Source organism: Pseudomonas sp. EL_65y_Pfl1_R83, from assembly GCF_963970695.1.
GTDB classification, from domain to species: Bacteria; Pseudomonadota; Gammaproteobacteria; order Pseudomonadales; family Pseudomonadaceae; genus Aquipseudomonas; species Aquipseudomonas tritici.
Map to the genome: position 1 here is coordinate 1 of NZ_CAXAQI010000050.1, position 931 is coordinate 931.

The window sequence follows — 931 nt, forward strand, 5'->3', positions numbered from 1 at the left end:
ACACCGTCGTCACCGCGGTCTTCATGTTGTCGTAGATGCCGCGCAGCGGCACCCCTCCGAAGAAGCCGAAGCCGCGCGCATGCGCGTCAAACACCATCTCCTGCGTCTCACGCGGATACGCCCGGACATAGACCGCCCGCGATGCGCAAAGCCGCACGTGGGAGATTTTTAATGTTATGGGGTTGCCCGAGATCTACACGTCTTCGTGGCTCCAGTCGAACTGGTACGCCTCGCCTTGCCTGAACAGCAGCGGGATAAATGCCGCCACGCCGACGCCGGGGTCTTTGCGCCGAGCCTCGGCCCAGCGCGTGGCGTAGCGCCGGACCGCATCATACGATCCCTCAAAGCCTTCGCGCAGCAGCAGATCGTGGATTCGCGTCATCCGTAACCGGTCGCGCCGCGACCGCGCCTCGTTCTCGGCCAGCAGCGTATCGAGCCGCTCCTGGAACGGTCCGATCCGAGGCAGCGGCTGCACCGATCGATGATAATCGAACGCGCCTTCCGGCGCCCTGATCGCCTTGCGGATTACCTTGCGCGACAACCGCAGATCCCGCGCGATCTCCTTGATCGGCTTGCCACCGGCGTGCTCACGCCGAATCCGTACCACCGTCTCCACCACCAACATCCCGATCTCGCCGCCTGAGAATACCCAGGCCGCTGTCTAAACCATCGAAATGAGGGGTCCCTTTTGGACGCCGATCACCCCGCCAAGGGGGTCCTTTTTGCACGCCGATCCACAGTTCCTGATGTCCGTGGGCTTTCTGACCGCGTAATATTCGCCCCAATCGCTCGTCTTCTCGAGGACCGCCTGCGTTATGGTGTGGCGTGCTTCGGGGCGGCCGGGCTTGGTCGCCGCGGCCTGCGTCGCGACTTGGTCGCGACCATCCCACTCCCGAAAATAAATGTTGGCCCAGCAACCGAGTATCTGGTG

General features: G+C 63.3%; 1 protein-coding gene and 1 pseudogene. Both read right to left on the bottom strand.

Going from position 1 to position 931, the window contains the following annotated elements; genetic code table 11:
• Positions 1-625 (bottom strand): annotated as a pseudogene (istA, locus tag AACY08_RS27505) (IS21 family transposase); the annotation flags it as partial.
• A 36-nt stretch (positions 626-661) separates the two neighbouring features.
• A partial coding sequence (locus tag AACY08_RS27510; protein WP_339472262.1) for a hypothetical protein occupies positions 662-931 on the bottom strand: 270 nt, incomplete at its 5' end.